Source organism: Alteromonas sp. ABH4_457 (genome assembly GCF_056160625.1).
Genome location: NZ_JBSWXN010000001.1, coordinates 720255 through 744448, shown reverse-complemented (window position 1 = coordinate 744448; position 24194 = coordinate 720255). Strand labels below are relative to the sequence as shown.

The 24194-nt window shown below is 48.0% G+C and carries 21 protein-coding genes and 1 rRNA gene; 12 read left to right on the top strand and 10 right to left on the bottom strand.

From position 1 onward, the window contains the following. Positions 1 to 296: ribosomal RNA gene (locus tag ACXAGR_RS03190) — 16S ribosomal RNA — on the bottom strand; the annotation flags it as partial. A 408-nt stretch (positions 297 to 704) separates the two neighbouring features. Next, positions 705 to 1526 carry a CDP-diacylglycerol--serine O-phosphatidyltransferase gene (gene pssA / locus ACXAGR_RS03185; RefSeq protein WP_474842426.1) on the bottom strand — a complete coding sequence of 274 codons (822 nt, stop codon included), beginning with the start codon at positions 1524 to 1526 and terminating at the stop codon, positions 705 to 707. 329 nt (positions 1527 to 1855) lie between these two features. On the opposite strand from pssA, the gene xdp1 (ACXAGR_RS03180) reads away from it, so the two are divergent. The 3 genes from xdp1 (ACXAGR_RS03180) (at position 1856) to xdp1 (ACXAGR_RS03170) (ending at position 6905) form a co-directional block, all read left to right on the top strand. Continuing rightward, positions 1856 to 2758, top strand: a complete 903-nt coding sequence (gene xdp1 / locus ACXAGR_RS03180) for an exosortase-dependent surface protein XDP1 (protein WP_474842428.1) — start codon at positions 1856 to 1858, stop codon at positions 2756 to 2758. Between the two features lie 83 nt (positions 2759 to 2841). Beyond that, positions 2842 to 5652, top strand: a complete 2811-nt coding sequence (locus tag ACXAGR_RS03175) for a tetratricopeptide repeat protein (protein ID WP_474848092.1) — start codon at positions 2842 to 2844, stop codon at positions 5650 to 5652. Positions 5653 to 5966: 314 nt separating this feature from the next. Continuing rightward, positions 5967 to 6905, top strand: a complete 939-nt coding sequence (gene xdp1, locus ACXAGR_RS03170) for an exosortase-dependent surface protein XDP1 (protein ID WP_474848090.1) — start codon at positions 5967 to 5969, stop codon at positions 6903 to 6905. A 96-nt stretch (positions 6906 to 7001) separates the two neighbouring features. Here xdp1 (ACXAGR_RS03170) and clpB read toward each other — a convergent pair whose 3' ends face one another. The 3 genes from clpB to rluD all read right to left on the bottom strand — a co-directional run bounded on the left by clpB (position 7002) and on the right by rluD (position 11469). After that, positions 7002 to 9572: an ATP-dependent chaperone ClpB gene (clpB, locus tag ACXAGR_RS03165; RefSeq protein WP_474848088.1), complete on the bottom strand. Its 2571-nt coding sequence runs from the start codon at positions 9570 to 9572 to the stop codon at positions 7002 to 7004. Positions 9573 to 9741: 169 nt separating this feature from the next. Beyond that, positions 9742 to 10485 (bottom strand): peptidoglycan editing factor PgeF, encoded by a 744-nt coding sequence (gene pgeF, locus ACXAGR_RS03160; RefSeq protein ID WP_474848086.1) that lies wholly within the window; start codon positions 10483 to 10485, stop codon positions 9742 to 9744. After that, on the bottom strand, positions 10486 to 11469 hold the full coding sequence (gene rluD / locus ACXAGR_RS03155; RefSeq protein WP_474848084.1) for a 23S rRNA pseudouridine(1911/1915/1917) synthase RluD: 984 nt from the start codon (positions 11467 to 11469) through the stop codon (positions 10486 to 10488). Between the two features lie 169 nt (positions 11470 to 11638). Between rluD and ACXAGR_RS03150 the strand changes: the two genes are divergently transcribed. After that, the gene (locus ACXAGR_RS03150) at positions 11639 to 12406 is read left to right on the top strand and encodes an outer membrane protein assembly factor BamD (RefSeq protein ID WP_119501909.1); all 768 of its coding nucleotides are present in this window, start codon (positions 11639 to 11641) and stop codon (positions 12404 to 12406) included. 84 nt (positions 12407 to 12490) lie between these two features. On the opposite strand, the gene ACXAGR_RS03145 is transcribed toward ACXAGR_RS03150, so the two are convergent. The 3 genes from ACXAGR_RS03145 to ACXAGR_RS03135 all read right to left on the bottom strand — a co-directional run bounded on the left by ACXAGR_RS03145 (position 12491) and on the right by ACXAGR_RS03135 (position 14493). Next, complete coding sequence (locus ACXAGR_RS03145) at positions 12491 to 13201, bottom strand: ChrR family anti-sigma-E factor (RefSeq protein WP_474848082.1); 711 nt, start codon at positions 13199 to 13201, stop codon at positions 12491 to 12493. After that, the gene (locus ACXAGR_RS03140) at positions 13194 to 13805 is read right to left on the bottom strand and encodes a sigma-70 family RNA polymerase sigma factor (RefSeq protein ID WP_119501911.1); all 612 of its coding nucleotides are present in this window, start codon (positions 13803 to 13805) and stop codon (positions 13194 to 13196) included. The genes ACXAGR_RS03145 and ACXAGR_RS03140 overlap by 8 nt, the downstream gene beginning before the upstream one ends. A gap of 112 nt (positions 13806 to 13917) precedes the next feature. Next, positions 13918 to 14493 carry an LON peptidase substrate-binding domain-containing protein gene (locus ACXAGR_RS03135; protein WP_474848080.1) on the bottom strand — a complete coding sequence of 192 codons (576 nt, stop codon included), beginning with the start codon at positions 14491 to 14493 and terminating at the stop codon, positions 13918 to 13920. A gap of 180 nt (positions 14494 to 14673) precedes the next feature. On the opposite strand from ACXAGR_RS03135, the gene ACXAGR_RS03130 reads away from it, so the two are divergent. The 5 genes from ACXAGR_RS03130 to ACXAGR_RS03110 are packed head-to-tail and all read left to right on the top strand — an operon-like array spanning position 14674 to position 19119. Continuing rightward, complete coding sequence (locus ACXAGR_RS03130) at positions 14674 to 15102, top strand: nuclear transport factor 2 family protein (RefSeq protein WP_474842444.1); 429 nt, start codon at positions 14674 to 14676, stop codon at positions 15100 to 15102. Then, the gene (locus ACXAGR_RS03125) at positions 15099 to 15818 is read left to right on the top strand and encodes an SDR family NAD(P)-dependent oxidoreductase (RefSeq protein WP_474848078.1); all 720 of its coding nucleotides are present in this window, start codon (positions 15099 to 15101) and stop codon (positions 15816 to 15818) included. The genes ACXAGR_RS03130 and ACXAGR_RS03125 overlap by 4 nt, the downstream gene beginning before the upstream one ends. A 12-nt stretch (positions 15819 to 15830) precedes the next feature. Further along, entirely contained in the window at positions 15831 to 17102 is a 1272-nt protein-coding gene (locus tag ACXAGR_RS03120) for an NAD(P)/FAD-dependent oxidoreductase (RefSeq protein ID WP_474848076.1), read from the top strand. Further along, positions 17099 to 17860, top strand: coding sequence for a DUF1365 domain-containing protein (locus ACXAGR_RS03115; protein ID WP_474848074.1), 762 nt, complete (start codon positions 17099 to 17101; stop codon positions 17858 to 17860). The genes ACXAGR_RS03120 and ACXAGR_RS03115 overlap by 4 nt, the downstream gene beginning before the upstream one ends. Continuing rightward, positions 17860 to 19119 carry a class I SAM-dependent methyltransferase gene (locus tag ACXAGR_RS03110; protein WP_474848072.1) on the top strand — a complete coding sequence of 420 codons (1260 nt, stop codon included), beginning with the start codon at positions 17860 to 17862 and terminating at the stop codon, positions 19117 to 19119. The genes ACXAGR_RS03115 and ACXAGR_RS03110 overlap by 1 nt, the downstream gene beginning before the upstream one ends. A gap of 31 nt (positions 19120 to 19150) precedes the next feature. Here ACXAGR_RS03110 and ACXAGR_RS03105 read toward each other — a convergent pair whose 3' ends face one another. Both ACXAGR_RS03105 and pomA read right to left on the bottom strand, forming a co-directional pair. Further along, on the bottom strand, positions 19151 to 20077 hold the full coding sequence (locus tag ACXAGR_RS03105; protein ID WP_119501917.1) for a flagellar motor protein MotB: 927 nt from the start codon (positions 20075 to 20077) through the stop codon (positions 19151 to 19153). 6 nt (positions 20078 to 20083) lie between these two features. Beyond that, positions 20084 to 20845 (bottom strand): flagellar motor protein PomA, encoded by a 762-nt coding sequence (pomA, locus tag ACXAGR_RS03100; protein WP_474848069.1) that lies wholly within the window; start codon positions 20843 to 20845, stop codon positions 20084 to 20086. A 236-nt stretch (positions 20846 to 21081) separates the two neighbouring features. Between pomA and xseB the strand changes: the two genes are divergently transcribed. The 3 genes from xseB to dxs are packed head-to-tail and all read left to right on the top strand — an operon-like array spanning position 21082 to position 24170. After that, entirely contained in the window at positions 21082 to 21327 is a 246-nt protein-coding gene (xseB, locus tag ACXAGR_RS03095; RefSeq protein WP_119501919.1) for an exodeoxyribonuclease VII small subunit, read from the top strand. A gap of 51 nt (positions 21328 to 21378) precedes the next feature. Continuing rightward, on the top strand, positions 21379 to 22272 hold the full coding sequence (locus ACXAGR_RS03090; protein ID WP_474848067.1) for a farnesyl diphosphate synthase: 894 nt from the start codon (positions 21379 to 21381) through the stop codon (positions 22270 to 22272). Positions 22273 to 22304: 32 nt separating this feature from the next. Beyond that, complete coding sequence (gene dxs / locus ACXAGR_RS03085) at positions 22305 to 24170, top strand: 1-deoxy-D-xylulose-5-phosphate synthase (protein ID WP_474848065.1); 1866 nt, start codon at positions 22305 to 22307, stop codon at positions 24168 to 24170. The last annotated feature ends 24 nt before the right edge of the window (positions 24171 to 24194 follow it).

Sequence of the window (24194 nt, the reverse complement as noted above, 5' to 3'; positions counted from 1 at the left end):
TTCCTCTCAGAACAGCTAGAGATCGTCGCCTTGGTGAGCCTTTACCTCACCAACTAGCTAATCTCACTTGGGCCTCTCTTCAGGTAGGAGCCTAAGCCCCCTTTGGTCCGTAGACGTTATGCGGTATTAGCAGTCGTTTCCAACTGTTATCCCCCTCCCAAAGGCAAGTTCCCAAGCATTACTCACCCGTCCGCCACTCGTCAGCAAATAGCAAGCTATTCCTGTTACCGTTCGACTTGCATGTGTTAGGCCTGCCGCCAGCGTTCAATCTGAGCCATGATCAAACTCTTCAATTAAATATATCGAAAAACTTTTATGAATCGTCGGTTGACACTCTTAACGAGTGCCCACACAGATTGTCTTGTTATAAATTTTTAAAGAACAATTGCTTAAGCCTTGCTGTTAGCCGTCTCAAGCGGGATGCGTATGTTACTCTGCATCATTTTTTTGTCAATCATTTTTTTGAAGTTTTTTCTTCTCAAAACGCTTTCCAAAAACTCGTTTCCGGTGCTTTGTGTCAGCTCCCTGAACCGAGGACGCGCATTCTACTCACATGAACCTTCCCGTCAACCCTTAATTACCGTAAAAAGTAAAAAAGCGACCTGAGCGGTCGCTTTTTAAACACATTGATAATTAAATAAACAAAACGTCTTAATTTCGTCTGTTCTGATATCTCTTTTCTAGATTATTTCAGGTAACCGGTGCTATGACTTATGCTCTGGTTCATCATTATCAATAGTTTTTTCATCTGCCTTATCATCATCAACAGAAAAATCGGCGTCCTTCTCTTCATGGTCCCCCACTACATCCTGAAGCGTTACCTTATCAACCGTACGGAATGTATTAATGGGTCCGGCAAGTGCATAAAGGGCAAAGACAAGGAAAAGCACTAATGCAGGCTCTGTCGCCACAATTACAAACACAAGCATAATAATAAGAAGCGCAACAAAAGGAACTTTGCCGTTCCAGTTTACTTCTTTAAAGGAGTTATATTTGAAGTTACTCACCATGAGTAAGCCGGCCGCACCGGTTATCAGTGCTACAACAAAACCGTAATCGTTGCCATTCACATCATATTCAACGCCTACCCAGACCAACCCGGATACAACGGCTGCAGCAGCCGGGCTTGCCAACCCCTGAAAGAATCGTTTGTCAGCAATACCCACCTGCGTATTGAACCGCGCCAGACGTAACGCTGCACCAGCTACATATATAAAGGCGGCGAGCCATCCCAGCTTACCTAATTCACTTAAACCCCAGTTGTAAGCAACCAGCGCCGGAGCAACCCCAAAGGACACCATGTCGGCCATAGAGTCGTATTCAGCACCAAACGCACTTTGGGTGTTGGTGATCCTGGCAGCCCTTCCATCGAGCCCATCAAATATCATTGCAACGAAAACGGCAACCGCAGCAGCTTCGAAACTGCCGTTCATAGACGCGACTACGGCATAAAAACCCGAGAACAACCCTGCGGTGGTAAGTAAATTAGGCAACAGGTAGATGCCTTTCCTTTTTGTGTCCGTCATAAAACCTCAAGTTAATTAATACTGACCAATCCATTATTTCATACATACCCGCACTACGCACGGTTCAAATATACCAGAGAATGCCTATTACTTAGTATGGGCTGACATACCTCAATTTAATTCACGAGATCTTTCATTAACACATTGAATTATAATAAATAAATCAACTTTAACTACTTTTGTATCATGTCAGTATTTTTTACGTAGGAATTTTTAAACCTAAATCCAACCTGAATTTTCCCTATAAAAATCAACACAATAACAAGTGGCACGGTAAGTGCTTAGATCGGATTGAGGTATGAAATCGAGGTATAAAAGGGGTTTTTAATATGAAGATAAGTAAGATCGCGTCAGTGACGACACTCGTCCTTGCAAGCGCTATTACTGCACCTGCTATGGCAACTAACTATTCTGGTGGTTGGCACAGTGGTTGTGGCAATGGTGGCAACACAGGTGATGGCTGTAATGCAGCTGACTATTTCGCAGATGACTTAATGTACAGCCTGGCCAGCGATGGTATCAGCAATGCAGTAGTTGATGGTGTAACTATCAACGCTTCTGCTTATTCTGATACCAAAGGTATGGAGAAGGTAGGTACGAAATATGGTTACTATGACATTGTCTCCGACGTAAACGTCGAAGAAGCCAGCCTTAAACAATACGGTAATGGATACGGGATCGTTAACGAAGATGAAAAGGCGAAATATTCGCCGGACCATTCAATTGACAACGAGAAAGAAGAAGGTTGGTCAAATTACCAATACGTAATTGATACTGACTTTGACTATGTGCTTATTTCTTTCGACGAGGACGTAAACGTAACTGGCGCAACATTTAGCTGGCTATGGAAAGAAACTGAGACACAGGTTTCTGTTGCAGCATTGAGCGACACATCTATGCTTACTTCAGGCGTGAATACATGGGGCGAGATTGCAGGTGATGCGCTGGCAGTAGGTTCGTTTGATGTTCTTAACTGTGACGATACTGATTTAGCAGAAATCAGCGGTCTGGATAATGTTTATTCTCAATACTGGATTATCGGAGCGTATAACACAGTCTTCGGCGATATCGGGCATAGTATGTACGATGACGGTTTCAAGTTAGCCAGCGTAGGCTTTAATAAAAAGCCTGGTGAAGAGCCACCAACAACGCAGGTAACTGAACCCGGTACATTCGCGATGTTGTTCATGGGCGGTGCCCTGGCAATGTGGCGCAGAAAACGTAATGCTTAATCAATTTGATTAAGCCTTAACAGGCATTACCCGTAAAAGGTGGCTTAATGCCACCTTTTTTGTTCGGCAAATTCAGGTGAATTATGAAAAATCAACGGATGTTAGCTTCACGCGTGCGCTGCGCGCTCTTCGGTCTGGCCGGACTGAGCCTAATTGGATCAGCCCATGCTACAACCTTTGAAGATTATGAACAGGCACTGGAAGCCTACAATGCAAAACGATATGAAGAATCGTTTGTTCACCTGAAAAATAGTCTGCAAAAAGATCCTGATAACCTGACTGCCAAGATATTAATGGGGCGCCTGCTTCTGCAAAACGGTTATGTGCGTGCCGCTGAACTGGAGTTTCAGGAAGCCATCGACATGGGCGCTGACCTGAATCTGGTTGCAGAACCGCTGGGAACGGCCTGGTTGTTCATGAACCGCTTCCGCGACATTCTTGCTTTCCAGGAATACAAGCGTCTGGGCTCTAAACAAAAATCAAGCTGGCTACAGATCCGGGCAACAGCCTGTACAAAACTTGACGATGATGTCTGTGCTGAACAAGCTTATCAGGACATGCTTGCCATGCCCTACAATAAGGACAACGCGCTGAACGGACTTGCTGCAATTGCAATGCGGGCCGGTGATACAGAAATCGCTGAAGACTTTCTCGCACAATCCCGCGAAATTGATGATAACAGTGCCATTCTGTGGCGCCTGACAGGTCAGCTCAGCTACCGTCAGGGCGACGTTGATACCGCTATCAAAGACTTTAAACGTGCACTTGAAATAAATTCAGACGATCCCATTGCTCTGCGTAATCTGGTTAATATCTACATTGCCAGAGATGACTTTGAAAGCGCCCGTGCATATGTGGATGAAATCATGTCCCGTACTCCGGACGATCCACTGGCTATTCTGCTTAACAACTGGTTGATGACACAGGAACAGACGGTCACATCAAACAGTACTGAAATTCAGAAACTGAGTAATACACTCTCCGAGTTGTCGCCGGACGTAGTTGAATCCCAACCGCTACTTATTTATATCAGCGGCCTTACTGCCTATTTTAATGGCAACATCGAAAAAGCGGTTGGCGATTTCGAACGTTACCTGGGTAAGGTGCCTGATGACTTGCAGGCAATAAAATTACTGGCCAAAGCATATATTTCTACTCAGCGCCCTAAACTGGCGTTAACACTGCTGGAGAAAAAACAGTCATTGTTGATGCAGGATTTAAACGCAGCCCTTTTGCTGGGTGATTTGCTGATAGATCAGAACAAAAGCTTCCGGGCAGACAGTCTTGTTCGCGCATTGGAAGAAGAATTTCCAAATACCCTGCAATTGCAACTATTTAAAATTAAGCTGATGACAGTGCGGGGTATGGAAGAACAGGCACTGGCACTGCTTGATAAAAATTATCCTGCTCAGCAGCTTAATCCGACTTTCCTGTTTACCTACGCATCTATGAAAATGCGATTCGGCATGTACGATGACGCTCATAATGCGGTAGATGCGCTCATCGACATTTTTCCGGACAAAGCCGATGTTTATAATCTAAAAGCTACTTTATTTATACAACAGGAAGAATTTGCCAAAGCCCGTAACTTGCTGGATAAAGCCCTGAGTATCAATGAGAGCAGTTTTTCAGCCAGATTCAACCTTGCAGCTCTGGATGCTAAGACGGGTAACCTGCCTGCATCGCTGGAACTCCTCGATGCGTTACTGGCACAAGTTCCCCGTCATGTTCCTTCGCAACTGTTGAAAGCACAAAACCTGCTAAGACTTAAAGATATTGATAATGCGGTACTGATATACAAAGATGTGCTTACCTTGCATCCCAACAATCAGGAAGCGCGGGTAAAACTGGTTCAGGTTGCCGCAGCCAAAGGCGACATGAGTGGTGCACTCTACCAGCTAGACAAGCTCCTCAAAGAGGATTTTGATAATCCTGCATACTTGCTGCAGAAAGCCGATATCCTTATCGGGATGGACAGAGTTGACGAAGCCGAACAGGCTATTGTGCTTGCCAGGGATGTTATTCAGACTAATCCCAAATATCTGGAGCGTTATGGCAACATCCTGATTAAACTTGGACGTCCTGATGAAGCACTGGCAGCATTCACAACTGCCAGAGAAATCTCTCCTTACGATAATGATCTTGCCCTGCATACGGCTAAACTGCAGATCGCAATGGGTAAAGTATCTGACGCGGCGAACACTATTGCTTCACGTATTGAGAAAAACCAAAATAACGCGGACTTCTGGTATGTGGCTGGTCTGCTGGCAGAAAGTCGCAACAGTTTTGATAAAGCTGCACAGGCGTATGGCCGTTCACTGACTATCGCACCTGTTTATGCTCAACCCCTTCTGGCGGCTTATAAAATGGCTGAGCGGGGCAACAACCCTGAAGGTTTTGTATCAATTGCCAGAAAATTAATGAAAGACCACCCTGAATATCTGTTACCGGCCAACTTACTTGCACAGTATTTCTATAATGCCGGGGAGTTTGAGAAGTCGATACCTGTATATATCGAGCTGGCTAAATTACCCAATGTACTGAACAAACCGAAAGTACTGAACCGTCTGGCAGAAATGTCAGCTCAGACAAATACCATTCAGGCCAGTCAGTGGATTAAAGAGGCATTTCAGTTGAATGCCAGCGATCCGGAAATACTGGATACTTATGGCTGGGTACTGGCGAACGAAGGAAAATATGCTGAAAGCCTGGAAATGTTGAGACGGGCGTTCAGTCGTCAGGCGACTAACCCGAAACTCCGCTTCCACCTCGGGTACACGCTGGTGAAGATGGGACGCGAAGCTGAAGCGCAGGAACACCTTGAACTGGCTGCCAACTCTGAAGTGGAATACAACGGCAAGACGCTGGCAGTCAGACTACTTAACGGTATATGACACACCGCACCTGACTCTGAAATAATCAGGCCGCACTGAACCCCGTTTTCCGTGCGGCTTTTTTGTTCTTTTATCCTGCACAGCACACCCGCGCTCTGTATTCATCCTGTCCCCTTTGTATAAAGACGCATACTTCATAAAGGGCCCGCCCAAACTACAATACAAGCCTGTATTCCGTTCAGCATACGGGTGCCTCCAGGCGTCACGTAAGAGATTTCTGTCGCAACCCTCCGGGTGTAAGAGCAGGAAGATAAACGGTTAATTGTACTCAAAGTGAAGACAGTGATTCATTGTCCCCACGTAAGGTTTTATTTATGAAGTTTAATAAAATTATGAGTGTCACCACACTGGTTGCGTCAGGGATATTCATCGTACCTGCACAGGCTACCAGTTGGAGCAGTAAGTGTGGCGATAATCACACCGGCTGCTCAGCCAGTGACTACTTTGCTGAAGATTTGCGTTACATGATTGCCAACGATGGTATCAGCAGCGCCGTTGTCGATGGCGTGACAATCAGTACAACAGCGTATTCGGATACGGGAGGCCGGGGCTTTTCTTCCCGTAATTACGATTACACCTACAACCAGTCCAACGGCAAGCACTACCTGAGCGACGACATTGTAGAAACAGCCAGCCTGATTAATTATGGCGAGGGTTACGGTATCATCAATAAAGATGTGACTAACACGCCGTTTACCAGTGACACCCGCAGTGGCGAATATGGTGTCCCCCAGCATGCCGCAGACAATATTAATCTGGACTGGTATGCCAGCGGTTATCACATAATTGAAACCGATTACGATTTTTACCTTATCTCCTTTGATGAAGAGGTTAATGTAACCGGAGCAACGTTCAGCTGGCTCTGGAACAGCGGTGATACACAGGTATCTGTAGCAGCTCTGAACGACACCTCTATGCTGACATCCGGTGCAAACACCTGGGCAGATATAGCCGGAGAGGCGCTGGCAGTGGGTTCGTATGACGTACTTAATTGCGAAGACACCAATCTGGCGATGGTGGATATGGATACAACCTATTCCCAATACTGGCTGATTGGAGCGTATAATCTGGTGTTCGGAGATATTGGCGGAACCTTGTATGACGATGCCTTTAAACTGGCTTCTATCGGTTTTTCCAAAAAAGAAATGCCACAAACCGATGTACCTGAACCCGGTACTCTGGCGCTGTTCCTGATGGGTGGCTCACTGGCATTCTGGAGACGCAAACAACAAAAGTCTTCAGTGACTCAATGAACTCAGATCATTAATGAATAAAAAAGACCCCTCTGCCAGGCAGAGGGGTCTTTCATTTTTCCGGACATCTTATTTCCAAACCAGAGACGGAATGGCTTACATCACGATAAGGTGATCGTCCTTCACATCAATACGAATTGTTGATTCAGGTAACAACACACCGGATAACAGCTGCTGTGCCAGCGGGTTTTCGATTTGTGTCTGAATAGCCCGCTTCAGTGGACGGGCACCGAACACCGGATCAAAACCTGCGTCCGCCAGCTTATCCATGGCCGCACCGGACAACTCCAGTTTGTAACCTTTTTCAGATAAACGCTGACGTAATGATGCCAGCTGTATTTTAGCAATGGATTTAATTTGCTCTTTACCCAGCGGATGGAATACCACCAGATCATCCACACGGTTAATAAACTCGGGCCTGAAGTGCTGTCCGACCACGCCCATCACACGTTGCTTCATTTCATCGTACTGACTGTCGTCGTGGGTGTCCTGAATCACGTCAGAACCCAGGTTTGATGTCATGATCACAACGGTATTTTTGAAGTCTACCGTACGCCCCTGCCCGTCTGTCAGACGACCATCGTCTAACACCTGCAACAAAATATTAAACACATCAGGATGGGCCTTTTCGACTTCATCCAGCAGGATCACGGAATACGGTTTACGCCGCACAGCTTCAGTGAGATAACCCCCTTCTTCGTAGCCAACATAGCCCGGAGGCGCCCCCACTAAACGGGATACCGAATGCTTCTCCATGAACTCAGACATGTCGATACGTACCAGTGCATCTTCCGTGTCAAACAGGAAACCGGCCAGTGCCTTCGACAGTTCGGTTTTCCCTACCCCAGTAGGCCCCAAAAACAGGAACGAACCAATGGGTCGGTTTGGATCTGCCAGGCCAGCCCGTGAGCGTCTGATAGCGTTGGACACAGCATTTACCGCTTCCGCCTGCCCCACTACCCGCTTATGAAGTACATCTTCCATTCTGAGTAGTTTTTCCCGTTCACCCTCAAGCATTTTGGATACGGGAATACCTGTCCAGCGGGACAGCACATCTGCAATTTCAGCGTCGGTAACCTTGTTTTTCAATAAGAAGGTTTCTTTTGTTTCGTTCTCCGCCGCTTTTTCCAGCTTCATTTCCAGCTCAGGAATACGACCGTACTGCAGCTCTGACATACGATTCAGATCTGACGCCCGGCGGGCGATTTCCAAATCGAGTTTCGCCTGCTCCAGTTCAGACTTGATGGTTTGCGTGCCCTGCATCGCATCCTTTTCTTCGCGCCATATTTTATCCAGACCGGACAATTTGTTTTCAGCCTGTTCACGCTCCAGCTCGATCATTTCCAGGCGCTTGTGGCTGGCATCGTCTGTTTCTTTTGCCAGTGCCTGCTCTTCCAGTTTTAACTGGATGATGCGGCGCTCAAGCCTATCCATATCTTCAGGCTTTGAATCAATTTGCAGACGAATGCTGGAAGCCGCTTCATCAATAAGATCGATAGCTTTATCAGGCAACTGACGGTCACTGATATAACGGTGTGACAATGTAGCCGCCGCGACAATGGCCGGGTCGGTGATATCTACCGAGTGGTGAAGCTCATAACGTTCTTTCAAACCACGTAAAATGGCGATGGTATCTTCCACACCCGGCTCATCCACCAGCACTTTCTGGAAGCGACGTTCAAGAGCAGCGTCTTTCTCGATATACTGACGGTATTCGTCCAGCGTGGTTGCGCCCACACAATGCAGTTCACCGCGAGCGAGCGCTGGCTTAAGCATATTACCGGCATCCATCGCGCCGTCGCCTTTCCCGGCGCCGACCATGGTATGAAGCTCATCAATGAACAGAATGACACGGCCTTCTTCTTTGGCCAGTTCATTGAGTACCGCTTTCAGCCGTTCTTCAAATTCACCACGGTACTTCGCACCGGCCACTAACGCGCCCATGTCGAGGGACAGTACCCGCTTATCCTTAAGCCCTTCCGGTACTTCACCATTAATAATACGCTGGGCAAGTCCTTCAACAATGGCGGTTTTACCTACACCGGGTTCACCAATTAACACCGGGTTATTCTTGGTCCGGCGTTGCAATACCTGCACGGTGCGGCGGATTTCATCATCACGGCCTATCACCGGGTCCAGCTTGCCCTGTTCTGCCCGTTCGGTCAGATCAGTGGTGTATTTTTCCAGCGCCTGACGCACATCTTCAGCGTTAGGATCTGTCACTTTCTGACCGCCACGCATTTTATCAATGGCCGTTTCGATTTGATCCTTTGTCACATTCAGGCTTTTCAGCAAATCACCTAATTTGCCTTTGTCCTGAAGCGCTGCCAGCACAAAAATTTCAGATGTGATGTATTCATCTTTGCGCTGCTGGGCGATCTTGTCGCACAGGTTCAGCAAAATTCCGCTGTCCTTGCTTAACTGTACATCGCCACCGATGCCGTCAACCCGTGGAAGCCGCTCGATCGCTTCAGCCAGAGAAGAGCGTAATGCATTCACATTTACGTGGGCTTGATCGAGTAACGGACGTACAGAGCCGCCCTGTTGATTCAGCATGGCTGTCATCAGGTGCACGGGCTCAATAAACTGATGATCCCGACCCAGTGCCAGAGACTGTGCGTCGGAAATCGCTAATTGAAATTTACTGGTAAATCTATCTAATCGCATGAAAAATCCCCTGCAATAACGTTGCTAATTTTATGGGTATTAATCTGCTGTGATTCAAGTTATCTGATTAAAAAATAACTCAAGACCAGGTTAATTTGTTGATTAACATCAATGTTGGGATCTGCCCGGCTCACAAAACACATGATACCGGGTGACTGATTGAAAAGGCTTAACGCAAACCTATGACAGACACGATGCGGCCGGTTTGCCCCCTGCCTTCATGCGTTGCCCGACGGTGTGAATAAAATTGGCGGGGATCGGAATAGGTACAGAGACCCGATTGCGTCACGTTTTTTATGCCGGCATCGTTCAATTGTTTAAGTGCAATCAGTGGTAAATCAAGCAAACATTTATCGCTGCCGTCTATTTTCCCAATCGCTTCAGGGTAACGGGCAAAACGCCCGGCCAGAGAACGGGGAACTTCATAGCAAGGTTGACTGATAGCCGGTCCGATCCAGCCCATTAGATTATCCGCAGATGATTTCATCGCGCTGACGGTGTGTCCGATAATCTCCTTTTCCAGTCCCTGCCAGCCTGCGTGAATTGCAGCCACTTCCGTACCGGCAAGATTACACAGAAGAACCGGCACGCAGTCTGCTGTCATAATGGCACAGGTGCGTGCCGGGGTCCTGCTGATACAAGCATCGGCCTGTAAAGGCGACGCCGGTAAAGGGCCGGTCACGTCTGCACCGAAAGTAACGCAGTGTTCTCCATGCACCTGATCCAACCAGACAATGGAGGCATGGCCGGGCAATAACGCACGGTTACCGGCCACTAATTGCGGATCGTCCCCCACGTGGGCACCGGTATTTAAACCGGCGTAGTTCCCGCTGCTGAGTCCGCCGTTGCGGCAACTGGTATAAGCAAACACATTGTCCGGCACAGGCCATGCCGGTTGGATCAGGGGTATCACTTATACGTCATCCATACCTTTGATTTTGGTGTCTTCACGCACAGTGGCGATCAGTTGCACCATGTCATCAGGTAGCGGCGCCTGCCAGGTCATCCATTCATCGGTTTCAGGGTGGAACAGAGACAATTGCGCAGCATGCAAGGCCTGGCGGGGGAAAGCACGTAGTGCTTCAACACACTCCTCTGTGGCGCCTTTTGGCAGCCGGGTTCTGCCGCCATAGGCAGTATCACCCACCAGCGGGTGCTTGAGGTGTGCCATGTGCACGCGGATCTGGTGTGTACGGCCAGTTTCCAGTTTCAGGCGCAAGTGCGTATGTGCACGGAACTTTTCGATAACCCGATAGTGAGTGACTGCCGGCTTACCGGTTTCACGAACGGCCATGAGTGTGCGCTTAGTTGCATGACGACCGATAGGCGCATCGACGATGCCACCGGCAACCATAGTGCCGTATGCCAGCGCCTCATACTCCCTGCTCATCACCCGGTCCTGAAGTTGATTAACCAGATGGGTTTGCGCCGGAACGGTTTTCGCCACCACCATCAAACCCGTAGTATCTTTATCCAGACGATGCACAATGCCAGCCCGTGGCACCACTTCAATACCCGGTACATGGGCCAGCAACGCATTCAGCAAAGTGCCGTCCTGATTACCTGCCCCGGGGTGAACCACCAGATCAGCAGGCTTATTAAGAATTAAGATCGAATCATCTTCGTATACAATGTTCAGGTCGATTTTCTGTGGCAGGCTGGCGGTCTGCACTTCCATTTCAGCCGTGACCTGTACATATTCATCACCCAGCATTTTTTGCCGGGGAGTGGTCAAAACATCGCCATCCACAGTGACATTCCCTTCCAGAATCCAATTTTTTAACTTTGAACGGGAATATTCAGGGAACAAATCAGCCAAAACCTGATCTAACCTCTGACCAAAATGGTGTGGCCCGGTGTTTGCCTCAAGCTTGACGGTGTTTACAGGCTGGGTCATATAACTCTTTCGCTGTTACAAAAAAGCGCATTATACCAATCTTTACGTTAGTTAAACGGAAAGTTTCCGGTTTTTATGTGGAGTTTGCGTGTTTGAGTGCGCTAGAATGCCGCTATAATGAAAATGCAGTTAAACGTATCAGTCGGTTAAGCAGGAATAGACAACAGATATGAAATCAATTCGATTAGTGATGCCCCTTGTTGTTGGTGTCATGATTAGCGTAACGGGCTGCAGCTCGTCTGACGATTCAGAACAACGCGCGGCGCTGGCGAACATGGGTTCCCAGCAAATGTATGATAATGCCAAACGTAATATGCAGAACGGAAATTTCGGTGCTGCGTCTACCGCACTCAGTGAACTGGATTCACGCTACCCGTTTGGTCCGTTGTCCAATCAGGTTCAACTTGACCTGATCTACAGCTACTACAAGTCAGGTAAAATTGATGAAACGCTGGCGACCATTGACCGCTTCATCCGTTTGAACCCGAACCACTCTGACGTGGATTATGCGTTCTACATGCGCGGACTGACCAACATGGAAGCCGACGCAAACATGTTTCAGCAACTGATGCAGATTGACCGCTCAGACCGTGATCCCAGTAAATCGCGGGAAGCTTTCACAGATTTCAGACGTCTGATCCAGCAATACCCTGACAGTAAATATGCTGCTGATGCTAAAAAGCGCATGGTGTTTATCAAAGAAAGGCTGGCGAAGTATGAAATTGCCATCGCCCGATTCTATATGCGCCGGGAAGCTTTTGTCGCGGCGGCAAATCGCGGACGCTACGTACTGGAAAACTACTCCAATACAGATCAGGTGCAGGAAGCGCTGGAAATCATGGTATCAAGCTATGACCAGTTAGGTCTGACTGAGCTGAAAGAAAATGCTATGAAAACACTGCGTCTGAATTTTCCGGACAGTGATTTCATCAGTTAATCAGATGATAAACGAAAAAGCGCTACGGCGCTTTTTTTGTGTCTTAAGCATGCTCACAGAGCCGCTCAGCTAAGCGAGAGAGGCTTATCTGAAGAAAAGATGACTGAACGGATTCAACAGTCTGGCGATACCTGATGTGAAATGCAGCGGTTCATCCAGTAAGGTAAATACCAGACATCCACTGATGTGATCCGAATAAGGCGCATGGGTATCTTTGCCATCCATCACCACAAAGTCTCCGGTGCGGTAATGGTGCTTGCCGTCATGAAATTCACCGTCCAGTACCAGCGTATACTCGACACCACGGTGTGTATGCTCTGGTACGCTGCCTCCCCGCCCCATGTAAATAAAGTTGGCGACGCCGGCGTATCCGAGGTCGACCGGAGCCTGCCACAATTTACCAACAAGCCCTGACCATGAACCCGTTTTGTGGATAACACGCTGTAACGTCGGCGGGAGTTCGAAAGTCTGACCATCCAGGTCAATGGTTTTCTCTCCACGTCCCCGTTTAGCAGTGATAGAGCTTACAGACGCGGACTTTGTTGCCGGCTTTGCCGTAGCAGGGAGTTGGGTAATGTCAGCAAGCATGGCGCTGTAACTTTCCAGTTGCTCGTCTTGAGACAGTGATGAAAAATCAAATACCTCTGCAGCAAACCGTGAAGTTTCTTCTGACACTATTTTTCTGCATCTGGGACACAGATCGCAATGCGCCGAGACAATGAATGACTCGGCGGGGGATAAACTACCTTGAACAAATTGTGAAAGCTGGTTTTGTTCCGGATGGTGATTAATCATGATCCTGTAGCATGCCTTTCAGGCGTTGCAGTGCAAGTCGGGTACGGGATTTAACAGTACCCAACGGAATATGCAGTTCATCTGCAACTTCCTGTTGAGATTTACCATCAATATAGATGGCTTCAATAACAGATTTTTGTTTCTTCGGTAACTCTTCAAACATATACCCGATTTGTTCAAGGGTAATCTGTTCGTCCAGCGACTGTTCATTCACGTCTGGTGTCTGCTCACAAAGAACCGGCCACAAGTCGTCAGAACACACGTCTTCTTTTCTGTTCTGTAATTTCCGTAACATATCAAAACGGATGTTACGGGCAATGGTAAAAATCCAGGTTGAAGGACTTCCCTTCTCTGCATTAAACAGATGTGCCTTTTGCCATACGTTGGACATGGTATCCTGGACCATTTCCATGGCTAAAGCTTCATTACCCATCTGCTTTAACGCATAAGAACGTAAACGCGGAGCAAAATATCCAAACACCCTTGCAAACGATGCTTTGCAGCGCTGTTCGGCAACTTTAACAATATAGTCTGACATTTCTGCCGCACAATCTTTCGGCTTAATTACACTGTTACTTTGTTCCACTGGGATTCCAACTAACATAAGTATTTGTCCATATCCTATCAAGTTAATAGTTGCTACAGACGAGTGTTTCAAGCAGATTACAGAATTGTAATGGTTTCATGCCCATACCATGTAAAGTTTACACGGCGATTTACTGCACAAGTGCTTTTAAGTAATCCAGTAACTTATGGCAATTGCGTTGAGCAAGAAAATACTGTTTCTGTTTAGCGTCTACGGGCAATAATTCGAGCCAGCGGTACATTACCCAAATGGGATTCCGGAACTCCGGAACATCATATAACTGGCCTACCTCAGCGTAGCGCTCAAAAATCTCCTGCAAACGTTCGTCTATAGGTGAAATTTGTTGAGAAGTAATATCACAGTGCCAGTCTGGTAGTGGCTGACAGTGTCCTGTACGCAGCCCGTCGGGCTCAGTCTTCACATTACTTATCTCTACACAGTTAACACCAGCAACCTTTATGCCAAGCAACCCGTCATCGAGCATATCGAAGTCAACGACAGTTGCTGCAGTGCCCACAGGATAGAAGTGTGTGTTGGCTTCCTTTTCACCCTGTGTGTTGAGCATACAAACCACCAGTTGACCATTACCGGCACATACCTCTTTAACCATTCGCACGTAGCGTGGTTCAAAGATTCTGAGTGCCATCCGGCCACCGGGAAGAAGGTGTGCTGACAAGGGAAATAAAGGGAGATTTTGAGCCGTCATAAACACAGTATTTTCATTATTCACTGAGCTTAACTACGGCGAAAAATAAATTTGGATCGGAGTATTTACACGCTTTAATAATTCGTCTGCCGGCCTGATTCTGATCCGCGTGTAAGTAAAATTGGTATACATTCAGGACGATTTTACATACTTCATTACTCAGTCAGTAAATATTGCATCATGAGCATCATTGAACGGTTTTGTGAATTTTATTCCGAATTACATAAGGTCAACCCTGACCACCTTGATAGCATTTATACAACTGATATCGAGTTTATAGACCCTATCACCACTCATCACGGGCTGGATAATGTGATTGGGTATTTCAGAAAGTTGCTGAATGAAACCCAATCATGCCGGTTCGATATTCACGAAACCCTGCTGTCTCAGAAAGATAACACCAACGCATATACCGTTATCTGGACAATGCATTTAGTGCTGGCGCAACCGGCAAAAACTATCACGCTGGACGGTGTCAGTATTGTAAGGGTTCGTGATGACAAAATTTTCTACCACCGGGATTACTACGACATGGGAGAAATGGTTTATGAGCACATTCCGCTTCTCCGCTGGATTATCAAAAAAATAAAGGCAAGGTTGGCTTCATGAAAACAATGTTGGTTACCGGGGCAACGTCGGGCATAGGAAGGGCTTTCACACTTCATGCCGCCCGTCAGGGATATCATGTTATTGCTTGTGGCAGAAATGAGGAAGCGCTGTCGGAGCTGGCATCTGAATCCAATATCACCACCGCAAAATTTGATTTAACAGACCTTGATGCTACCCGCACCGCCATCGCGCCGCTGCAATTTGATATCGCAGTACTGAATGCCGGCAATTGCGAATATGTAGACGTAGATAAATTTGAACCTGACATGTTCAGACGGGTGTTTGAGATCAACTTTTTCGGGATTATTCACAGCGTCGACGTATTATTGCCTAAACTTAAAAAAGGCGATCAGCTGGTAATCGTAGACAGTATGGCCAGGCTCATTCCGTTTACCCGCACAGAAGCTTACGGAGCAAGTAAAGCGGCTGTGCATTATTTTACTAAGAGTCTGGATGTGGATCTGGCAGAAAAAGGCATCATTGTTCAGTCGGTGTCTCCGGGCTTTGTGGAAACCCCGCTGACAGATAAAAATGATTTTGATATGCCTATGAAAATAACGGCAGAAGAAGCGGCAAAAGCGATGCTCGACGGCATTGAAAAACAAAAGAAGAGTCTGTTCTTCCCTACAGGGTTTGGCTGGATTATGCGCACGCTGCATAACCTGCCAGCAGGCATACAGAGGTGGCTGTCTCTGAAAATGAGACAACAGCAGTAAGGTACGAGAATAATGCATCGGCGAATTGCGATTATCGGAACAGGGATTTCCGGACTTACGTGCGGATATTTATTGCACAAAGAACATCAGATCACTGTGTACGACGCCAACGATTATACTGGCGGGCACACGGCAACAAAATTAATAGACGTAAAAGGCAGACAGTGGCCCGTGGATACGGGCTTTATCGTTTTCAATGACTGGACTTACCCCCGCTTTATAAAATTAATGGATAAACTTGGGGTCCGGCGGCAGCCCACTGAGATGAGCTTTTCTGTCCGCAGCGAAAAAACCGGCCTTGAGTATAACGGTAACAACCTGAATACTCTGTTTGCACAAAGACGTAATCTCTTCAGACCACGGTTCTGGCGGATCGTACGGGATATTTTGGCATTCAACAAAGCCTGCAAAGAACGCGCTGCGGAAAATCAACAAAGTGATTTCGACATCACACTCTTTGACTATATTAAGTCCCTCGGGCTCAGTGACGACTTCGCTAATTATTATATTCTGCCAATGTGTGCGGCAATATGGTCTGCCAGTCTGGAGCAAACGAAGCAGTTTCCTCTTGCCTTCTTCCTGCAGTTCTTCAACAACCATGGTCTGCTTAACGTCACTAACCGCCCCCAGTGGTACACCCTGATTGACGGCTCTCACAGCTATATTCCTAAGCTGACAAAAGGGTTTGCAGACAATATAAAGTTGTCGACACCGGTTTCACGGGTAGAAAAAAACGGTAACGGCTGGCTGGTAACGGCAGGCGGTCTGGAACCTGAGCAATATGATGAGGTCATCTTCGCCTGCCACTCAGATCAGGCGCTGGCCATGCTGGCTGAGCCTACGCCTTCACAATCTGCCATTCTCAGTGCGATTCCTTATGCTAAAAATGAAGTCGTGCTGCACATGGATACCACCCAGCTACCCGACAGAAAGCTTGCATGGGCAAGCTGGAACTACCGACTGAAAGAAACACCTGAAGAAAATCATGCCCCGGCGGCTGTTACCTATAATATGAACATATTGCAGCGTTTCGATACCGCACCGGTGACCTTTTGCGTCACGCTCAATAATACTGCTGCCATTGATCCGGCAAAAATTCTGCGACGCTACGATTACGCCCATCCTCAATACAGTGCGCCCATGGTCGCAGCCCAGCAGCGGCGCGGCGAAATCTGCGGGAAAGAAGGTCTGCATTTTTGCGGCGCTTACTGGTACAACGGATTTCACGAAGATGGCGTCAGAAGCGCTCTGGATGTGTGCGAACGCTTCGGGGCAACTTTGTGAGTCAGCAAGTGGTTTCTCAGACGGAAAGCGGCATCTACCTGGGCAAAACGTTCCACCAGCGGTTCAGGCCGGTGGAACACAAGTTTGAATACGATATCGCTTTATTCTGGCTGAAACTGTCGGAAGCAGACAGTCTCGGTGAATCACTTAAGTGGTTTTCCGTACACAGGAGAAATTTCACCCGCTTCTATCGACCCGATTATTGTGGCGACGCCAGTGTGCCCCTTGAAACTGCGGTAAAGTCTAAAATGACGTTACTGAACAAGGGAGCTGAACTCGACGGTGATGTTTACTTTCTCGGCCAGTTGCGCACCCTTGGCATGTACTTCAGTCCGGTAAATTTCTATTTTTTACGGCACCCTGCCTCAGGCATCTATACTCACATGATGGCTGAAGTCAGTAATACACCCTGGAATGAAAGACATTATTATCTGGTCGATATGGCCAGCCAACAGGATACGGAAAAAGCATTTCATGTGTCGCCGTTCAACCCGCTGGAGATGACCTATAAATGGCAGATAACGCCGCCGGGTGAGCGCTTTTCCTTATCCCTGGCCTGTCACACGGAGAAAAAGGATTTTGTAGCCGGCGTGAACATGACAAGAATTTCACTTAATAATGAGAATCTGCGCTCTACACTGAGACGTATACCCAGTATGACAATAAAAACCGTAGCCGGTATCTATTGGCAGGCACTGAAATTATTTATCAAGCGCGCGCCAATTTACGATCACCCTAAAAGTCAGGAACCGAGATAATGTCACACGGCGAATCCACTTTTATATTTCAGCAGGAAGCCAGCAGTATTGACCGCGCTTGCAGAAGTGCATTTTTTAAAGTGTTGTCACTGTTACCCGAAGGTCACATGACAATCAAAGAACATGGCACTACCGTAGCCCAATTTGGCGATCCGGAAAGTGAGCTTAAGGCCGATGTAAACATACTCAACGTAAAAGCTTACCGACATTTGCTGTTTGGCGGCAGTGTGGCATCCGGAGAAACTTACACTGACGGATTATGGACCAGCCCGGACCTGACCTCAGTGATCAGAGTGTTCGCCCGTAACTTACCCGTACTGGACAAATGGGAAGAGAAATTCCGTCTGCTGGTGCTCCCTCTCCAGAAGGTACAGCATTTTTTACGCCGTAATACTGAAAGTCAGGCGAAGAAAAATATTGAAGCTCATTATGACCTGGGTAACAAGTTATATACGCGGTTCCTTGATAAGACCATGATGTATTCTTCGGCTATTTATCCGGATCCTAACGCTTCGCTGAGCGATGCCCAGACTCACAAACTAAAAACAATCTGTGACAAATTACAGCTGAAACCATCGGATCACCTGATGGAAATCGGCACCGGCTGGGGCGGTCTGGCTGTTTATGCAGCAAAGCACTATGGCTGCAAAGTCACCACCACAACCATCTCTGAAGAGCAACATGCTTATGCTGCGGCCTGGATAACAAGAGAAAATCTGGGTGACAGAGTCACCCTGCTAAAACAGGATTACCGGACACTCGAAGGCCAGTATGACAAACTGGTGTCCATCGAGATGATTGAAGCTGTAGGTAAACGTTACCTGGGCAACTTTTTTGATAAATGTGCCTCACTACTGAAAGCCGATGGTTTGATGCTATTGCAGTCGATTGTCATTGATGACCGTCGTTACGACAGTTACAGCAAGAGTGTGGATTTTATTCAGAAATATATTTTCCCGGGCGGGTTTCTGCCCTCACAGCTGGTTATCAACGACTACCTCAAACGTTTCAGTGATTTATCTGTAAGAGATTTACAGGATATCGGGCTGGATTATGCCAGGACGCTGGATGACTGGTACAAGGCTTTCATCAATGCCAAAGAGCCGTTGATGCAGGATGGTTATGACGAGCGCTTCATGCGCATGTGGACTTACTATCTTAAATATTGCGAAGGCGGATTTCTGGAACGGACAATCTCGACAGTTCAGCTGGTCCTGTCAAAACCTCACTTCAGAGACACAATACAACGGGGAGCGTAGCGCCTAAGCGCTGCGCCCTTCTCCCGCCCTGCTATTCTTCCAGTACCGAAATAGGTTCAGACAATAACGGTTTGCCCTGATTGATGTTAATTTCTACCCGGCGGTTGCGGGCACGGTCGTCAGCAGTGGCTGCGTTTTCAACCAGAGGTTTAGTGTCAGCCAGACCGGTCACGGACATGCGTGACTCATCAAATCCCGGCGCTTTGCGGATCTCTTCCGCCACGGCCACAGCGCGTTGTGCAGACAAATCCCAGTTAGAGCGGTACAGCTCATTGGCAATATGCTGGCCGTCACTGTGTCCTGAAATTTCTATTTCACCGGGCATTTCTGCCAGTAAGGTGCCGATTTTTCTCAACACGGGCTTAAACTGAGGCTGCAAAAATGCTGAACCTGCGGAAAATGAACCGTTTTCTCTGATCCGGATAGTCAGTTGCTGACCCAAAGACTCCATTTCAATAGAGCCGTCCGCCACTTCTTTTTGCAGTTGTTCAGCCACCTTCTTCATCATTTCGTTGTCCTGCTCTTTATCAGAGCTTTGTGACGATGAAGCCGCGGAGTCTGATGCAGTTTGCTGAGCCTGACCACCACGCTGGGACCCGCGCTGTGTTTGCCGGCCACCGGATGAGTCCTCATCCCCTGCCTGAAACTCCAGCGTTGGCTGTGTCATATCGATGGTTTGCTGCTGAATGGTTTCAATAGGCGTCGGATCCGGACGGCCCGGGCGAAACTCCATCGCGATAACACTGGTTCCTTTGGGAATGTCTTTAACTTCAATTTTATTCTGCACGCCGAAGGCAAACTTCATGGAGCCGGCGATCTGCTTAAATTTCAGTACATCCATTTCCGAGAAAGACAGCAGCAGAACGAAGAAGCACATCAACAGTGACATCAGGTCAGCGAACGTCCCCATCCACGCCGGCAGGCCGGGAGGGGGACATTTAGGGCATTCATCTGACATAGCAGATTACTCCTCGTCCCCGCCGCCACGTTTGCCGGCAGCGATGTAGTTTTTCAAAATTCCCTCAATGACTTTCGGGTTCTGACCGTCAGCAATACCAACGATACCGTCCAGGACCAGAGACTGATTCAGTTTCTCTTCCTCTTTACGGTTGTCCAGTTTAGCTGCAATCGGCAAACAGATAACGTTTGCCAGGAAGGCGCCGTAAAGTGTTGTTAAAAGTGCTACCGCCATGGCAGGACCGATTGATTTAGGATCATCCATATTTGATAACATGGCAACCAGACCAACCAGTGTACCGATCATCCCCATCGCCGGCGCAACATCGGCCAGACCTTTAAAAATTGAACCACCGAACTCATGGCGCTCGGTGGTCATCTGAATATCTTTTTTCAGCGTTTCTCTGACCACTTCAATGTCGTGGCCATCTACCAGCATATCTACGCCCTTTTGCATAAAGGCATTATCGATTTCGGCTTCTTCCAGTGCGAGAAACCCGCCCTTACGGGCCGCATCAGCCATTTCAACGATTTTTTCAATCAGCACTTCCGGCGGATCGATTTTGAACATGAACGCTTTGCCGGCCACTTTACCGGCACCGAAAAACTGGCCCAGCGTAAACTGAGACATTACTACGAAGATAGAACCACAGAATACAATGAGCACTGAGGCAACATCGACGAACATGCCCAAATCCCCACCCAGGATCATGGCCATGACAATAAAGCCGATACCACCTAACATGCCTATGACGGTTGCTAAATCCACTTATTGCTCCTCAAAAAACTCTCTTATCGCGATGCCATTATCTCTATCGGCCGGTATTATGAATTCTATAATCAAAATACAAGATTACCAGATGAATGCTGATTATTAGGTATCACCAATAAAACCAGAGAGATACCCGCCGTCTGACCACACAGGAACAGGACAAACCAATTGACCCCGCGTGCCTGCCCGGTTAATGTGCGCGATTATCATTAAAACTGCACCGGGTATCCGACGTGACCACAGAAAAAACGCCATCTGCGCCCTCTTTTGAAGCATCACTGGCTGAACTTGAAGCCATCGTGACGGAAATGGAATCGGGAGAATTGCCGCTGAATGAAGCTTTAGAAAAATTCGAACGTGGCGTAAAATTATCCCGTCTGAGTCAACAGGCTCTCGCGCAGGCAGAACAGAAAGTCAAAATATTGCTCGCTGAGCAAGGTGAACAAACGCTGGTTGATTTCACCCCTTCTGAAGACTGATAAAATCTGGCGGAGAGACCGCTCCGCTCCACCTTGTTATACAGGTAATTCATGACAAATATTGACAGCTTACGTCAGAAGATTAAGCACGACACTGACGAAAGCTTGCTGCGCCTCGTTGCCGCACTTCCTGATCACGCACCACAACTTCGCGCAGCCATGGAATATGCGCTCCTTGCCGGTGGCAAGCGTATGCGTCCGTTACTGGTACATATCATCGGTAATACACTGGATATTCCCGGTCAGGATCAGGCCGCAGTGAGCATGGCGATAGAATGCATTCATGCCTATTCTCTGGCCCATGACGACCTGCCGGCAATGGACGATGACGATCTTCGACGCGGAAAGCCCACCTGTCACATTCAGTTTGATGAGGCGACGGCTATCCTTGCCGGAGATGCCTTGCAAACCCTGGCGTTCAGTATTCTTGCTGATGCACCCATGAGCGACTTTGCCAATGGTCAGCGCGCAAAACTGGTCAGCATTCTTGCCAGAGCCTCAGGTTACGCCGGCATGTGCGGTGGTCAGGCGATAGACCTTGCAGCTACCGGTTCCACGATAGACATTGCGTCCCTTACCCGCCTGCATCGCCTTAAAACCGGCGCATTGCTGCAGGCCTGTGCGGAAATGATTACGGTACTTTGCAATGATCTTAAACCGGAACACCGCGAAGCACTGACAGGTTACGCGAGAGACATGGGGCTGGCCTTTCAAATTCAGGATGACATTCTGGATGTGGAAGGTGATGCCGAAGTCACCGGTAAACCGCAGGGTTCCGATATTGAACTTGGCAAAAATACGTTTCCGGCATTACTGGGAATGGCACAGGCGAAGGCTGAATTAAACCGTCTTCATGCCAGTGCCCTTCAAGCTTTAGACAGTTTGCCCTACAATACCGGATTGCTGTCTGAGTTTACGGACCTGATGGTAAAACGGACATACTGATTTATGCTAAACAACATAATGAAACGATAACAATGAGTTTAGAATTAACGCACTATCCTGTTCTGGCACAGGCACTGACGCCGGATGAACTCAGAAAGCTGCCACAGGAAAAACTACGTGAACTGGCTGATGAGTTGCGACAGTTTTTACTGGCTTCAGTTAGTCAGACCAGTGGCCATTTTGCTTCCGGCCTTGGCACAGTAGAACTGACCGTGGCTTTACACTACGTGTATAACACCCCATTCGACCGTTTATTATGGGATGTAGGCCATCAGGCTTACCCGCATAAAATTTTGACCGGCCGTGCCGGCCGCATGTCGACGATCCGACAAAAAAATGGTCTGCACCCGTTCCCGTGGCCTCCGGAAAGTGAGTACGACACCTTTGCTGTCGGTCACTCGTCCACATCCATCAGCGCCGCGCTGGGTATGGCTGTAGCAGCAGAAAAAGAAGGCAAAGACCGCAAAGTGGTTGCCGTCATCGGCGACGGTGCAATGACAGCGGGTATGGCGTTTGAAGCGTTGAACCATGCCGGGGACATTAATAAAGACCTGGTGGTGGTACTTAACGACAATGAAATGTCTATCTCAGAAAACGTCGGTGCACTGAACAGTCACCTGGCGCGCCTGCTTACCGGTAACTTTTTCAATAAAATCCGCGATGGCGGTAAAAAGCTGCTGAGTAACGTTCCACCGATTAAAGAGTTTGCCAGCCGTGCAGAAGAGCACATCAAAGGCATGGTAGTGCCGGGCACTATTTTTGAAGAGCTCGGGTTTAATTACATTGGCCCCATCGACGGCCATGATGTTAATGGCATGGTCGATACCCTGCGCAACATGCGTCAGTTCTCAGGCCCGCACATCCTGCACGTAGTTACACGAAAAGGGAAAGGTTACCCGGTAGCGGAACAGGATCCGATTAAATTTCACGCTGTACCAAAATTTAATCCGGAAGATAACGCCCTGCCTAAATCTGCACCTTCAGCTCCCACGTTTTCGGCCATTTTCGGTCAGTGGTTGTGCGATATGGCGGCTCAGGATCCCAAACTCATGGCCATTACCCCTGCCATGCGTGAAGGCTCTGGCATGGTGAAGTTTTCCCAGCAGTTCCCTGAACAATATTTTGATGTGGCCATAGCAGAACAGCACGCTGTGACCTTCGGTGCCGGCCTTGCCAAAGAAGGGTATAACGCCGTTGTTGCCATTTACTCTACCTTCTTGCAAAGGGCTTACGATCAGTTGATCCATGACGTGGCGCTGCAAGACTTACCTGTGCTGTTTGCCATCGACCGCGCCGGTGTGGTTGGTGCAGACGGTCCCACTCACCAGGGCGTATTTGATATTGCGTTTTTACGCTGTATACCTAACATGATCATTATGACCCCTGCTGATGAAGATGAATGCCGTCAGATGCTTTATACCGGTCATAAGGCGCAGAAGCCGGCTGCAGTGCGTTACCCCCGTGGTGCCGGCAAAGGCATCACGCCGCAACAAAGCATGACTGAAATCCCGTTAGGCCAGTCACGTACGCTTCGTAAAGGTAACAAGCTTGCTATTTTGAATTTCGGTACGTTGCTACCTTATGCAGAGGAAGCCTCTGAATCTCTCAATGCCACAGTGGTCGATATGCGGTTTGTTAAACCTCTGGATACTGCGGTTATTGATGAAATCTGCAAGGAGCACGAAGGCATCGTGACCCTGGAAGATGGCTGTATCATGGGCGGTGCCGGTTCTGCAGTAACAGAATATCTGCAATCTGCGAAGCAAAGAATGCACACACTCCATCTTGGTCTCCCTGACAGCTTCATTTTGCAGGGTACCCAGCAGGAAATGTATGCTGAACATGGTCTCGACACCGCCGGTATTATCCGTCAGGTAAAGTCGTATTTTGGCGACTGAGAAAGGATACTGTAATAGATAAAC